This is a genomic window from Gilliamella sp. Fer4-1 (assembly GCF_001690515.1).
GTDB classification, from domain to species: domain Bacteria; phylum Pseudomonadota; class Gammaproteobacteria; order Enterobacterales; family Orbaceae; genus Gilliamella; species Gilliamella apicola_C.
Window position 1 is genome coordinate 1 of sequence record NZ_LZGZ01000134.1, and the last position, 13,752, is coordinate 13,752.

The window sequence follows — 13,752 nt, forward strand, 5'->3', positions numbered from 1 at the left end:
ACTCTTGCATTCCAATTAAATTGTTTCATATCTAAATAGCACTAACTGAATTTGACATTATTATAACTGAATATGAAATTCGCTGCACCATGATATAAAAAAACACAAATGAAAACAATTATCATTTATTGCTTATTTTCAACAACCCTATCAGAAAATTAAGAAAAGGTGGCTATGGCCACCTTTTTATTGTTGTTTAACTTATATTATTTAATGTTGGTTTATTTGTTGCTTGATTCTTTTTCACCACTATCTCGTTCAACCCATAAACCGACTATAGCTGATAACATACATGCAGCAATAAGTCCTATACACCATAAAACGTAATACATATTAGTTCCTTAATAAAGAGAATGTTTATTATTTTCGATATGATTTTTATCCAGTCTTCCAAACATTTTGATATATGACCAAATTGTATAAAAAAGAACAATAGGCAAAAATATAAGAACCACAATAAACATAATATTAAGTGTTAATTGACTTGATGATGCATCCCATATCGTTAAACTTGCATTTGGCATAATGCTTGATGGCATAATAAATGGGAAAGTTGCAATACCATATGTAAATAGAACGCAAACAATTGTTAATATCGATGAAAGGAATGCGGATCCATTTTTATTTAGGCTGGAAAAAAGAATAGTTAATAGTGGTAACATCACGCCTAAAACAGGTACTATCCATAAAATAGGATAATTTATATAGTTGGCTAACCACGTTGCATCTGTCGATACTGTTTTAGCTAATGGATTAGATGCTGCCTTATAATCAATTACACTCGTAATTTCATACCCATTAATACCAAATGCAACCCAAACTCCAGCTAAAACAAATGCAATTAACATTACTAAACTAGCAATTTGCGTCGCTGTTCTAGCTCTTAAATAAAGCTCTCCTGACGTTTTCATTTGTAACCATGTTCCACCATGAGAAACAAATAACATTAAACTCACAATTCCCGTTAATAATGCAAAAGGATTAAGTAAGCCAAAAAAGTTACCATCATAAAACACACGATAAGCATTATCGAATCTAAAAGGAACGCCTTCTAATAAGTTACCAAAAGCGACACCAAAAACCAATGCAGGTACAAAGCTACCTGCAAAAATGCCGATATCCCATAGATTACGCCATTTTGAATTTTCTAATTTACTGCGATAATCAAAACCAATTGGTCTAAAAAATAGTGCGCAAAGCACTAAAATCATCGCAATATAAAATCCAGAAAATGATGCTGCATATGCCATTGGCCAAGCAGCAAAAATACCTGCACCAGCAGTGATTAACCAAACTTGGTTTCCATCCCAATGAGGAGCAATTGCATTAATCATAATACGGCGTTCTGTATCTGTTTTACCGATAAAAGGTAATAAAATACCCACACCCATATCAAAACCATCTGTGATAACAAAACCGATTAAAACAACACTAATCAGCACCCACCAGATGACGCGTATAATTTCGTAATCAATCATTGTGTATACTCCCTATGTCCTATTCTGTTACTGGTTGTGTTTTTTCATAATGGTAGTTTCCTGTTCCTAAAGAACTTGGCCCTAAGCGAGTAAACTTAAACATTAAGAATAATTCAGTAACTAAGAACAGGGTATAAAGTCCACAAATAAGCACCATTGTGAATAATACTTCCCCTGGTGTTAATGATGAATTAGCAACACCTGTTGGCAAGATATCTTGGATCGCCCAAGGTTGACGACCATATTCTGCAACAAACCAACCTGATTCACAGGCCAACCAAGGAAACGGTAAAAATAGAACCAATAAACGATGTAACCAACGTTTTTCACCAATTTTATTTTTATAAGTTGTCCATAAAGCAAAACCAGTGCCAAGGATCATTAACCCGCCAAGACCAACCATGATTCTAAAAGCCCAAAATAGTGGCCACACAGTTGGAATTGAATCTTCTGTTGCCGCTTTAATATGTTCTTCTGTTGCTTCAGGTATAGTTAAATTATCACGATCAGTAAAACGTTTAACTAAATAACCATAACCTAAATCAGCTTTATTAGCTTCAAAAGCTTCAAGTACAGTAGGATCTTGATTACCTTGTTGGATTTTTTCTAAGTTACTGTAAGCTAAAATACCATTTCTAATTCGCGTTTCATTATTGGCTAAAATATCTTTTAAACCTTTTACTGGAGTGTCAAGCGAACGAGTAGCGATTATTCCCATTGCATAAGGAATTTCAATTGCAAATGAGTTCTCTTTATTTTTTTGAGATGGAAATGCAATAACGTTAAATGGTGCTGGGGCAGGGTGAGTTTCCCATTCAGCTTCAATTGCTGCTAATTTAACTGGTTGCACGGTTGTGAGTTCATGGCCTGCTTCATCGCCCATAATGGCAACTGCAATTGACATAATAAAACCAAACATAGCAGCCACAGCAAAAGAACGTTTTGCAAAAGCAACATCGCGTTTTTTTAGCAAATAATAAGAGCTAATACTTAAAACAAAAATTGCGCCTGTTAAATAGCCAGCAGTAACAGTATGAACAAATTTATATTGAGCAACAGTGTTAGTAATCAACTCAAAAAAGTTAGCCATTTCCATACGGGAATTGATAGGATTAAATTCAGACCCTACAGGGAATTGCATCCAGCCATTAGCAACTAAAATCCAAAGCGCTGATAAATTTGAACCAAACGCTACGCACCAAGTCACCATTAAATGTTTACCACGGCTTAATCTATCCCAGCCAAAAAAGAATAAACCAACCATGGTTGATTCTAAGAAAAATGCCATTAAACCTTCAATCGCTAACGGCGCACCAAAAATGTCTCCCACATAGTGTGAATAATAAGACCAGTTAGTACCGAATTGAAATTCCAGGGTCAAACCTGTTGCGACACCAACGGCAAAATTGATACCAAACAGTTTACCCCAGAATTTTGTCATATCTTTCCAGATTTGCTTACCACTAACAACATACACTGTTTCCATAATTGCTAGCAAAAACGCCAAACCTAGCGTTAATGGTACAAAAATAAAATGATACATTGCCGTGAGTGCAAACTGGAGGCGTGAAAGTTCTACTATATCTAACATAAACGCTCCCTAATTCTTAAATGCTCACAAATTTCTATGTTATTGGCGGTTATTATACACCGATAATTACAGAATAAAAATTGATATACATCAAAAAACTATATCTTAGCTTGTTTTTTTACTGCATCACCAATATCGGTAAGGCTCTTTACGACTATAATGCCTGCTGATTGTAATGCTTTTGTTTTTTCTTCTGCTGTACCTTTATTTCCTGAAATAATTGCACCGGCATGCCCCATTCGTTTTCCTGATGGAGCTGAAACACCAGCGATGTAAGCAATAACAGGTTTAGTTACGTGTTTTTTAACATATTCAGCTGCTTCTTCTTCTGCGCTACCGCCAATTTCACCGATCATAACAATAACTTCAGTTTTAGGATCTTGTTCAAGTAATGCTAAAATAGAAATAAAATCACTACCTGGGATAGGATCACCACCGATACCAACGCATACAGATTGGCCTATACCAATATCTGTTGTTTGTTTGACTGCTTCATAAGTTAATGTACCAGAGCGAGAAACTATCCCTACCGAGCCTGCACGGTGAATATGTCCTGGCATAATACCTATTTTACACTCGTCAGGGACAATAATACCTGGGCAGTTTGGTCCTATCATTACTACATTGTTAAGTTGTAATTTTTCTTTAACAATCAACATATCTAAAGTTGGGATGCCTTCAGTAATACAAACAATTAATTTAATTCCTGCATCAATTGCCTCTAAAATAGAGTCTTTACCGAATGCTGCTGGCACATAAATAACACTTGCAGTTGCGCCGGTTGTTGCAACCGCTTCTTTTACAGTGTTAAAAACAGGCAAACCTAAGTGAGTTGTACCGCCTTTGCCTGGTGTCACACCACCAACTAACTTGGTACCATATGCAAGCGCTTGCTGAGAATGGAAAGTTCCTTGGCTACCCGTAAAGCCTTGGCAGATAACTTTGGTTTCTTTATTAACTAAAATTGACATGATAACTATTCTCCATACATCCTATTACTAGGCAACAGCAACAATTTTTTGAGCCGCATCTATTAAACTTTCTGCAGTAATAACATTTAATTTACTTTTAGATAAAATCTCTCGGGCAAGTTGTGCATTATTACCTTCCAGGCGTACGACAACAGGAACGGTAAGGCTTATTTCTTTTATTGCACTAATAATACCATCGGCAATTAAATCACAACGAACAATACCGCCAAAAATATTCACTAAAATCGCTTTTACGTTTTTGTCAGATAATATTAACTTAAATGCTTCAGCAACACGTTCTTTCGTCGTGCCACCACCAACATCTAAAAAGTTAGCTGGTTCACCGCCATGCAGTTTAATAATATCCATAGTTGCCATCGCAAGACCTGCACCATTAACCATACAGCCAATATTGCCACTTAATGATACATAACTAATGCCTTGTTTTGCTGCGATTGATTCACGCTCATCTTCTTGAGTTGTATCTCTTAAAATATTTAAGCTAGGATGCCTAAAAAGGGCATTATCATCTAAAACAATTTTTGCATCTAAACAAACTAATTCTTCTGAATTAGTAATCACTAAAGGGTTAACTTCGGCTAATGAAACATCATTCTCTAAAAATAATTTAGCGAAATTAACAAATAATTTTGTAAACTGATTAACTAATTTGCCTGTTAATCCTAATTTAAATGCAAGCTCACGGCCTTGGTAAGCACAAGGTCCCGTTAAAGGATCAAGCAAAGTTTTATAAATTAAGTGTGGTGATTTTTCGGCAACACTTTCTATATCAACACCACCTTCTGTTGAAGCCATAATCACTACACGCTTAGAACTACGATCAACCACTGCTCCCAAATAAAGCTCTTTATAAATATTAGATGCTTTTTCAATTAAAATCTTATTAACAGGCTGACCTTTACCAGTAGTTTGATAAGTAACAAGGTGTTGCCCAAACCATTTTTCAGCAAATTGCTTTATTTCATCATAGTTTTCAGTACAAATAACACCACCAGCTTTACCTCGCCCTCCTGCGTGAACCTGACATTTAGCGACTAAAAGCGTTGAGACTGTTTCTGACGATAATTCGGCTAATGTATCTTGTATTTCATCAATCGAATTACAAACGTATCCTTGCGGTACGGGTAAATTATATTGCTTAAAAAGGTATTTAGATTGATATTCGTGCAGGTTCATAACGAAATTCCACAGCCTAAGTTAATATAAAAATGATGATAATTTTAATGCAAGATAAATAAATTGTATAGCAAATAATAACTTATGTTTGATGTGATTTAGAATCATTGCTGATAATAAATGACAATGATATACTTCTAAGAGAAATTTATATATCGTAAATAACAAAGGTACAAATATGAAACAAGTTGGTATTTTTTTTGGTAGTGACACCGGCAATACAGAAAATGTAGCAAAGCAAATCCAACTCATTTTAGGTAGTGATAAAGCTGAGGTTTTCGATATTGCAAAAGCCACTCAAGAAAACATTGAACAATATAATTACCTATTTTTTGGTATTCCAACTTGGTACTATGGTGAATCACAAGCTGACTGGGATGATTTTTTTCCTAATTTAGAAAAAATTGATTTTAGTGGTAAAACAGTGGCTATTTTTGGTTGTGGCGATCAAGAAGATTACGCAGAGTACTTCTGTGATGCTATGGGAACTCTTCGCGATATTATCGAACCTAAAGGCGCTAAAATTGTTGGAAACTGGTCTATTGAAGGGTACAGTTTTGAATCGTCAAAAAGCTTAGTTGATGATACACATTTCGTTGGTTTAGCTATTGACGAAGATCGCCAACCAGAATTAACAGAAGAGCGCATCAACAGTTGGGTAAATCAAGTCCGAGCTGAAATGAAAATTTAATCTATTAAAATGATTTCTTTTATTTACTTTATATAGTTCCTATAATGGAAAGATATTAACAAATTAATGGGAAGTAATATGACAAATCATGATAATGATAATAATGCGGCGCTCAAAAGTGCAGGTTTAAAAGTTACGTTACCAAGATTAAAGATTTTAGAATTATTACGGAATCCTTCATGTCAACATATCACCGTGGAAGATCTGTATAAGAAATTAATTGATATGGGAGAGGAAATCGGGCTTGCAACCGTTTATCGCGTTTTAAACCAATTTGACGATGCAGGAATTGTTACTCGTCATAACTTTGAGGGTGGCAAAGCAGTTTTCGAGTTGGCGACACAACAACATCATGATCATTTAATTTGCTTAGATTGTGGCGAAGTATTTGAATTTCGAGATGACATTATCAACACAAGGCAAAAAGAAATTGCTGAGCAATATGGTGTTGAACTAACTTTTCATAGTTTATATCTTTATGGGCATTGTCAATCGGGTAATTGTAAGGCACACCCTGAACTTCATCGCAAAAAATAAGCCTATTCCAATAGGCTTTTTATTCATTTAAAATATGATAACTTACCTTGTGCTAGGCTAATAATCAATGAAACAACTTTTAAACTTCGTTCCGCTTGCGTTCTTTTTTGTTTTTCTTTCTATGTATGATGTCTTTGTCGGTGTTCAAGCATTGATGATCACTGCAACAATCTGCTTTCTTCTAATCCTTGCCTTATATAGGAAAATAGATAAAGTAGAGTTGATATCTTATTTAATGGTTATGGTTTTTGGTGGATTTACACTTTATATGCGTGATCCTAATATAATTAAATGGAAAGTCACGATTATTAACTTTTTATTTGCCGCAGCCTTGTTAGTTAGTCAATTTATTTTCAAAAAAAATCTGTTGCAAAAAATGCTTGGCAAAGAAATCCAGCTAGATATAACTATTTGGAATAAATTAAATTTATTATGGGGTGTCTTTTTTATACTATGTGGCACAACAAGTTTAGTAGCAACCTATTACACTACAGATGATTTCTTTTGGATATTTAAAGTATTTATTTTGCCGAGTGCATCGTTACTGTTATCGTTGATATCAGGTATTTATATCTATAAAAATATGAATAATGATTTAGAGAACAAATAATAAATAATAAAAAAGGGTATTTTAGCATGACACAAGATACAAATCCTAAAGGTCAACTAGTGCTTAGAACGCTTGCAATGCCAGCAGACACCAATCCTCATGGGCACATTTTTGGTGGTTGGATCATGTCTCAGATGGATCTTGCAGGCGGTATTTTATCAAAAGAGATCGCAAGAAACCGAGTAGTAACGGTTAATGCTAGTAGTATTACATTTTATAAACCAGCCATGGTGGGCGATGTGGTTTGTTGTTATGCACATTGCATTAAAACTGGAAAAACATCTATCACAATAGGTATTGAAGTTTGGGTTAAAAAAGTCATTGATACATCTGATACAACACAACGATTTTGCATAACAGATGCCGTATTTACTTATGTTTCAGTGGACAAACATAATAATCCCAAACCATTACCAGAGGTATTCCAGCATTATGATTCAACTAAGGATCCGATAACTAAATTAAACCTAAATAATAACTAATAAGTATGCAATTTACCTCATTTCATGCTTTGGTCAGTTCTTTGATCTTCCTCGTTTATTGGTTGATCATTGTTTCAACGACGTTACGTATTGTCTTTAAACGAAGACCAACAACTTACGTTATTGCATGGATGTTAGTTATTTATATCTTACCACTTGTGGGTGTGATCTTATATTTTGCGCTAGGCGAAGCTCACTTAGGGCAACAACGGGTTAAACGAGCTCAAAAAATGCGCCCAACTATTTCCAAGTTTATTCACCGAATAAGTGACTTTTCTGATATCTTCACTGGAAACGTAAGCCAAGTTAGCAAATCCATTTTCCAACTTTGTAAGCACCAGACGGGTCTTGATGGTATTAATGGTAATCACATTGAATTGTTGAGTGAAACCAATGTCATTTTTGACCGTTTAATTGATGATATAAACCAAGCGACATCAAATATTGAAATGGTATTTTATATCTGGAATGAGGGGGGGCGATCTGATGATGTTGAGCAGGCGCTCATTCAAGCAAGTAAACGAGGCGTAATTTGCCGATTAATGGTTGATTCTGCTGGTAGCCGGCATTTTATCCAAACAAACGCTAGTAAAAGAATGCGCGATGCTGGCATTATCATTGTCGAAGCTTTACAAGTAAACTTGCTTCGCTTTATGTTTAGACGGTTAGATTTACGCCAACACCGAAAAGTCGCTATTATTGATAACTATATATCTTATACTGGAAGCATGAATATAGTTGATCCGCGTTTTTTTAAACAAAATAAACATGTTGGCGAATGGGTTGATATTATGGTAAGAATGAGTGGGCCGGTTACAACACTTATGGGAGCCATATATGCTTGTGATTGGGAGCTAGAAACAGGTAAACATTTAGCATTACCACAAATTACTGATTTTGCCGAGCCACCAGAAGATAAAAAACACATTATGCAATTGATCCCATCTGGCCCAGGTTATACAGAAAATATGATCCATCAAGTGCTATTAACAGCAATTTATTCAGCACAAGAGCAAATTATTTTTACTACACCTTATTTAGTACCAAGTGATGATATTTTACATGCTGTATGCACCGCAGCACAGCGAGGGGTCGAAGTGATTATCATCATTCCCAAAAATAATGATTCATTAATGGTCAAATGGGCAAGTCGAGCCTTTTTTTCTGAATTATTAAATGGCGGGGTAAAACTCTATCAATTCAATGATAACTTATTACATACTAAAAGTGTTTTAATTGACAACCAGCTCAGCCTTGTTGGTACTGTTAATTTAGATATGCGTAGCTTATGGCTTAATTTTGAAATTACCACTGTAATTGATGATGCAGAGTTTGCTAATTCACTAGCCGATCTTTTACAGAAATATTTATCTAATTCAGATCAAATAAAGGCCGAAACATGGAACCAACGGCCTATATGGCAACGTGTAACTGAGAGACTGTTTTACTTTTTTGCCCCTTTACTATAACTATTGGGCTAGTGTTAAGCCTACATCTATGATTGCTAGCAATATTGCTACTGACTAATAACCATTTTGAGAAATATCAGGTAAAAAGCGGTTGTTCTTTAATCTATAAACCTCACTATCAATGGTTCCATTGGTATTAAGCGTAATTTCTCGCCAACCAGGTGCATCATCACTTGATAATTGAAAATCATAACATTCCGGTTTAAATTGGAAACAAGTTGAAGGCGTTGAGAATGCCTTACATTTATGCCAAACATAATCTTGTTTCTGATGAATATGTCCCCAACCTAGTCCTCTTACATTTGGATGTTTTTGGATAACTTTTTCTAATTGCTCATAATTTTTTAAAATATGATGATCTAACCAATGGCAACCTGAATAAATGGGATGATGGTGTAAAAAAATTAACGCATATCTATGAGAATGTTCAGTTAAGGTGTTGTGCAAAAATTCGAGTTCAGATTCGTGTAAGAAGCCATAAGCCTGACCAACAACTTGACTATTTAATAGAATTGTCAGCCAGTTATCACCCAACAGTACGATTTTATTATCAGCAAGTTGATAGTTTGCAAACATTTCTTGCATATGAGCATAATTATCATGATTGCCAGCCAACCATACACATGGAGTGTTAAATTTATTTATTTGTTCAGCAAAACGAGCATAAGCTTTTTTAGAGCCATCTTGCACAAAATCACCTGTTGCCACAATTAAATCATATTGCCTATTGCCTTTCTTTATGTCATCGATAACAGCTAAAAAACTAGCATTAGAATTAATACCAAGCAACGAGCCACTATCTTCTGCAAAAAGATGGGTATCAGTTATATGTAATATTTTGCCGTAATTTTTATTACGGGTCTGAAGCTCTAAAAATGACCCCAAAATTTACCTCAATTATTTATTAATCTATAATTATGGTTAATAATGTCAGCAATAAAATAGGTATTGTGATTGAAAGTAAAATACCTTTATAAATCATATTATTATATTAAACTGTGAAATAAATCACCCGTCTATGAAAGGAATAATTAAACATAATTATAAAAAGTTATTTCCATTCATTTTGTAATAGCTGATGATTAAGCTCCAACCATTGAAGGGCAATAATTGATGCTGCATTGTTAATTATTCCATCTTCAATCCACTGATAAGCTTGAGAACGGCTTACGACATGGACTTTAATATCTTCACTCTCTTCGGCAAGGCCATGAATCCCCTTAGCTGTTGATGAGTCAACTTCACCAGCCAATATATGCAATTGTTCAGTTAAACCGCCGGGTGAGGCTAAATAACTAATAATAGGTTTACATCGACCTATAGTGATTCCCGCCTCTTCCATTGCCTCACGCCTTGCTACATCTTCTAAGGATTCATTCTCGTGATCCATCATACCAGCTATTAGCTCTAACATCCAAGGGCTGTCTTGAGTTTCAATAGCAGCAATCCTAACTTGTTCTATTAGTACCACCTTATCACGCTTTGCATCATAAGCTAAAAGTACAACCGCATTTCCACGTTCTAAAATTTCACGAGTGACAACCTCGCTCATTGAGCCGTCAAACTTGCGATATTGAAAACGGTATTCAAATAAAGAAAAAAAACCTTTATACAAAATTCGTTTAGTTAAATTAACGATATCATTTTTGTTAAAATTTACCGGATTATGTTTAATTTTCATATAAATTCTCGATTGTAAACTGAATTTGAATAAAAAGTGCGAATAGCATACAAACAATGCTTACTATATGCTAATTATCTGTTAAAATTACGCTATTAGAGATGATACTATATTTTAATGATTTCAAAGAGAAGATTAATGAAAAAAACCTTAACTTTTTTAATTGGATTATTGCTAAGCCAATCTGCTTTCGCTGAAAATTTAATACAAGTTTATGAACAAGCTAAAGAAACCAACCCAGATCTACGCAGCTCATTAGCGGAAAAAAATAAAGCATATGCAGCCATTTCAGGTTCTCGGGCAAGTTTGTTGCCACAAATAGGTTTGAGTGCTTCTTATGGTGTAACGCATGGTCGGCGAGATACCAGTGGCGTAAAATCTAAAAGCGGAAATTTATATCAAGTAGCCGTATCGCAAAGTATTTTTAATTTTTCAAATTGGAAAGGCTTAGATATTACTAAAAAGCAAGCAAGCGTTGCTGATATTGCTTATCAATATCAAGGGCAAACATTGATATTAAATACTTCTGTTGCCTACTTTAATGTTTTAAAAACACTGGATGCATTGAGCTTTATTGATGCACAAAAAAAAGCAATTGGGCGTCAGTTAGAACAAACTCGTCAACAACACCAAGTCGGTTTAGTTGCAATTACTGATGTACAAAATGCTCAAGCAAACTATGATCTAACCGTTGCGCAACAAGTTAATGCTTTAAATGATCTAAACAATGCAATAGAAGATTTACGTCAAGTGAGCGGTCGTTTTTATTCTAGTTTAGCAAGCGTTAACACCAATACCTTTAGAACAGAAAATCCAACGCAAATCAGCACATTGTTAAAACAATCTGAAACGTCTAATCTTAATTTACTCACCATGAAGTTAAATCAAGATATTGCACGTGAACAGATCAAACTTTCTCAATCAGGTCATTTACCTACAGCAAATTTAGATGCATCAACAAATCTTAATAAAACTGACCGATATGGTAATAATGTAGCAGCTGGTGGGCGTGGTGGTAAATCTTATTCTGGGAATAATTATGTTGGTGTTAGTGTTAATCTGCCTATCTTTTCAGGTGGTGCAACAATGTCTAAGGTCGAACAAGCACAACAAAATTACGTCAGCTTTAGCGAAAAATTAGAAAGCACCAACAGAAACGTGATTAATCAAGTACGTTCATCATACAATAATATTTCATCATCAATTAGTGCAATCAAAGCTTATCAACAAGCTGTGGTTTCTGCACAAAGTTCATTAGAAGCAACTAATTCTGGCTATCAAGTTGGAACACGAACAATTGTTGATGTATTAAATGCGACAACACAGCTATATAGTGCAAAACGAAACCTATCTGATGCAAAATATAATTATTTAACTAGCTTGCTACAATTAAAATATGCTGTGGGGACCTTAACAGCTAATGATCTAGTTTATTTAAACAATATGCTAGGTAAAGAAGTTAGTACTTTAGCTACGATAAAATAATCATTAATTCTGTTATGACAACTGTTTAAAAGGCGAATAAACCGCCTTTTTTTATTATGTCACTAAAAAAATATCTACCACTTCAGATCTAGTCTTTACTGAAGGGCTTGCGCAGGAATTAAAACAAGCTAACGTCAATTAATAACAAAAGGATTTGTTGGGCTGTAACGAAAACCGAATTTGGTGAAAAGCCAATAATATCAGTCAATACAATAATGATGAGAGTTTTACCTAGCACCATACAGCAAAGCAAATCGCCAATTTTTTACTGGCTTTATACGATAGCAACAAAGTTATTGGTGAGATTAATACTAAAGATTTCTCTTTTTCACTAAAAGATAGCCTATTTTCTTATTCAGGAAATCCGTCAGAAAACCAAAAGTAAGAAAATAATGAATTTACTAGCAATATTCAATCGAAAATATTAATTTTAACAAAAATGAGTTTTGGCAATCGTTATTTTGATTGCCAATTTCAGTATAAAGAAAGAGAAATATAGTATATCGATTTAAAGTGGCTTTTTATTTACTTCGATTAAAAAATGGCGTTTAAATGAAATTGGACGCCAGACATGAAATAGGTTTCTAAGTGTAAACGGAAAGGTTTTTATAGGTTTTTTAAAAAGTTTAAGTAACCAACCATCAGTTCCCTCAAACGACATAAATTCAAAACTTAATGTATGATCCGATAAAATTTTAATATTCCAAAGCCCACAAGCGCTAAGCCAAGCATATGCTCCACCGCCAATTTTGGCACGATCAACGATATGGTAGTTTTTTGAATCAAGTAGATAGATGAATAAAACTTCTTCCCAAGGACCACCATCTTCCGTCACAAAAATTAAAACGTAACAGTCATCATAGCTAAAAGCCATTTCTAAATAGCGACCTTCTAGTTTTTCATCATAGCAAACACCATCAACTTCAACAAGCGAGCTAATTTTACCTCTTTTGCTTTTAGGTAGCGGTTTTAATGTAATATTAGATATCGGTTTTATCATGTTTATCCCAAAAAATGCTTATTAATAAAAACCTATCAATAAGAAACTTAATAAAGTCAACAATTAATAAGCAAAATAATAAAATACCCATATTGAAAATAAATTATAAAACTAATTAATGAATAGAACTTGAATTAATATTATTACAATATAAAAACCAATATACACACAATTACATTTGAATTAGATTCATTAACGATTCTATTTTTGCAATTCTATCTTCAACTTTTTTGGCTGCACCATCCAATGAATATCCATCTTCCATCAATTCTTGAATTAAAACAATTTTTTTTATATTCGCTAAATCAAATTGACGAGACTTAGATTGTGGATCAACCGTTTTAATGATGCCTTTTTCTTCCCAATATCGTAATTTTCTAACTGGAATTTTTGTCATCTCAGAAACCTCTCCAATACCAACAATCACGGTTGATAAAAAGTCATCATATGCATTTTTAGCAGAGATATCTTCCATAATAAAACCTTTTTCATCGTTTATTTTTTTATATTTTATCGATTAAATTATATTGTACAACAAATTATGTTGATTTAAAAACTAT

At 34.1% G+C, this 13,752-nt stretch carries 15 protein-coding genes; 6 read left to right on the forward strand and 9 right to left on the reverse strand.

Annotated elements, in window-relative coordinates:
- Positions 1 to 221: 221 nt before the first annotated feature.
- The 5 genes from A9G30_RS12635 to sucC form a co-directional block, all read right to left on the reverse strand.
- Entirely contained in the window at positions 222 to 332 is a 111-nt protein-coding gene (locus A9G30_RS12635) for a cytochrome bd oxidase small subunit, CydX/CbdX family (RefSeq protein WP_141671992.1), read from the reverse strand.
- 9 nt (positions 333 to 341) lie between these two features.
- On the reverse strand, positions 342 to 1,478 hold the full coding sequence (cydB, locus tag A9G30_RS04615) for a cytochrome d ubiquinol oxidase subunit II (RefSeq protein ID WP_065588199.1): 1,137 nt from the start codon (positions 1,476 to 1,478) through the stop codon (positions 342 to 344).
- A gap of 19 nt (positions 1,479 to 1,497) precedes the next feature.
- The gene (locus A9G30_RS04620; protein ID WP_065588200.1) at positions 1,498 to 3,069 is read right to left on the reverse strand and encodes a cytochrome ubiquinol oxidase subunit I; all 1,572 of its coding nucleotides are present in this window, start codon (positions 3,067 to 3,069) and stop codon (positions 1,498 to 1,500) included.
- A gap of 98 nt (positions 3,070 to 3,167) precedes the next feature.
- On the reverse strand, positions 3,168 to 4,040 hold the full coding sequence (sucD, locus tag A9G30_RS04625; RefSeq protein ID WP_065567706.1) for a succinate--CoA ligase subunit alpha: 873 nt from the start codon (positions 4,038 to 4,040) through the stop codon (positions 3,168 to 3,170).
- A gap of 27 nt (positions 4,041 to 4,067) precedes the next feature.
- The gene (gene sucC / locus A9G30_RS04630; protein ID WP_065588201.1) at positions 4,068 to 5,237 is read right to left on the reverse strand and encodes an ADP-forming succinate--CoA ligase subunit beta; all 1,170 of its coding nucleotides are present in this window, start codon (positions 5,235 to 5,237) and stop codon (positions 4,068 to 4,070) included.
- 178 nt (positions 5,238 to 5,415) lie between these two features.
- Here sucC and fldA point away from each other — a divergent pair, with 178 nt between their 5' ends.
- The 5 genes from fldA (at position 5,416) to cls (ending at position 9,026) form a co-directional block, all read left to right on the forward strand.
- Positions 5,416 to 5,928: a flavodoxin FldA gene (fldA, locus tag A9G30_RS04635; protein ID WP_065588202.1), complete on the forward strand. Its 513-nt coding sequence runs from the start codon at positions 5,416 to 5,418 to the stop codon at positions 5,926 to 5,928.
- A 78-nt stretch (positions 5,929 to 6,006) separates the two neighbouring features.
- Entirely contained in the window at positions 6,007 to 6,465 is a 459-nt protein-coding gene (gene fur, locus A9G30_RS04640; RefSeq protein WP_065567703.1) for a ferric iron uptake transcriptional regulator, read from the forward strand.
- A gap of 67 nt (positions 6,466 to 6,532) precedes the next feature.
- On the forward strand, positions 6,533 to 7,075 hold the full coding sequence (locus A9G30_RS04645; protein WP_065588203.1) for an inner membrane-spanning protein YciB: 543 nt from the start codon (positions 6,533 to 6,535) through the stop codon (positions 7,073 to 7,075).
- Between the two features lie 26 nt (positions 7,076 to 7,101).
- Complete coding sequence (gene yciA / locus A9G30_RS04650) at positions 7,102 to 7,557, forward strand: acyl-CoA thioester hydrolase YciA (protein ID WP_065567701.1); 456 nt, start codon at positions 7,102 to 7,104, stop codon at positions 7,555 to 7,557.
- A 5-nt stretch (positions 7,558 to 7,562) separates the two neighbouring features.
- Entirely contained in the window at positions 7,563 to 9,026 is a 1,464-nt protein-coding gene (gene cls, locus A9G30_RS04655) for a cardiolipin synthase (RefSeq protein WP_065588204.1), read from the forward strand.
- Between the two features lie 54 nt (positions 9,027 to 9,080).
- On the opposite strand, the gene cpdA is transcribed toward cls, so the two are convergent.
- Positions 9,081 to 9,911, reverse strand: coding sequence for a 3',5'-cyclic-AMP phosphodiesterase (gene cpdA, locus A9G30_RS04660; protein WP_065588205.1), 831 nt, complete (start codon positions 9,909 to 9,911; stop codon positions 9,081 to 9,083).
- A 166-nt stretch (positions 9,912 to 10,077) separates the two neighbouring features.
- On the reverse strand, positions 10,078 to 10,707 hold the full coding sequence (nudF, locus tag A9G30_RS04665; protein WP_065567698.1) for an ADP-ribose diphosphatase: 630 nt from the start codon (positions 10,705 to 10,707) through the stop codon (positions 10,078 to 10,080).
- A gap of 138 nt (positions 10,708 to 10,845) precedes the next feature.
- On the opposite strand from nudF, the gene tolC reads away from it, so the two are divergent.
- The gene (gene tolC / locus A9G30_RS04670) at positions 10,846 to 12,192 is read left to right on the forward strand and encodes an outer membrane channel protein TolC (protein ID WP_065567697.1); all 1,347 of its coding nucleotides are present in this window, start codon (positions 10,846 to 10,848) and stop codon (positions 12,190 to 12,192) included.
- A 508-nt stretch (positions 12,193 to 12,700) separates the two neighbouring features.
- Here tolC and A9G30_RS04675 read toward each other — a convergent pair.
- Together A9G30_RS04675 and A9G30_RS04680 are read right to left on the reverse strand one after the other, a co-directional pair.
- Entirely contained in the window at positions 12,701 to 13,192 is a 492-nt protein-coding gene (locus tag A9G30_RS04675; protein ID WP_065588206.1) for a hypothetical protein, read from the reverse strand.
- A gap of 172 nt (positions 13,193 to 13,364) precedes the next feature.
- Entirely contained in the window at positions 13,365 to 13,667 is a 303-nt protein-coding gene (locus A9G30_RS04680; protein ID WP_065567695.1) for a MerR family transcriptional regulator, read from the reverse strand.
- Positions 13,668 to 13,752: the final 85 nt, after the last annotated feature.

Bases quoted from the DNA above. Each gene is read 5' to 3' on its own strand.
- A9G30_RS04620 (WP_065588200.1), bottom strand. From the start codon at position 3,069: ATGTTAGATATAGTAGAACTTTCACGCCTCCAGTTTGCACTCACGGCA.
- A9G30_RS04675 (WP_065588206.1), bottom strand. From the start codon at position 13,192: ATGATAAAACCGATATCTAATATTACATTAAAACCGCTACCTAAAAGC.
- sucD (WP_065567706.1), bottom strand. From the start codon at position 4,040: ATGTCAATTTTAGTTAATAAAGAAACCAAAGTTATCTGCCAAGGCTTT.
- sucC (WP_065588201.1), bottom strand. From the start codon at position 5,237: ATGAACCTGCACGAATATCAATCTAAATACCTTTTTAAGCAATATAAT.
- A9G30_RS12635 (WP_141671992.1), bottom strand. From the start codon at position 332: ATGTATTACGTTTTATGGTGTATAGGACTTATTGCTGCATGTATGTTA.
- cydB (WP_065588199.1), bottom strand. From the start codon at position 1,478: ATGATTGATTACGAAATTATACGCGTCATCTGGTGGGTGCTGATTAGT.
- A9G30_RS04645 (WP_065588203.1), top strand. From the start codon at position 6,533: ATGAAACAACTTTTAAACTTCGTTCCGCTTGCGTTCTTTTTTGTTTTT.
- yciA (WP_065567701.1), top strand. From the start codon at position 7,102: ATGACACAAGATACAAATCCTAAAGGTCAACTAGTGCTTAGAACGCTT.
- fldA (WP_065588202.1), top strand. From the start codon at position 5,416: ATGAAACAAGTTGGTATTTTTTTTGGTAGTGACACCGGCAATACAGAA.
- nudF (WP_065567698.1), bottom strand. From the start codon at position 10,707: ATGAAAATTAAACATAATCCGGTAAATTTTAACAAAAATGATATCGTT.
- fur (WP_065567703.1), top strand. From the start codon at position 6,007: ATGACAAATCATGATAATGATAATAATGCGGCGCTCAAAAGTGCAGGT.
- A9G30_RS04680 (WP_065567695.1), bottom strand. From the start codon at position 13,667: ATGGAAGATATCTCTGCTAAAAATGCATATGATGACTTTTTATCAACC.
- tolC (WP_065567697.1), top strand. From the start codon at position 10,846: ATGAAAAAAACCTTAACTTTTTTAATTGGATTATTGCTAAGCCAATCT.
- cls (WP_065588204.1), top strand. From the start codon at position 7,563: ATGCAATTTACCTCATTTCATGCTTTGGTCAGTTCTTTGATCTTCCTC.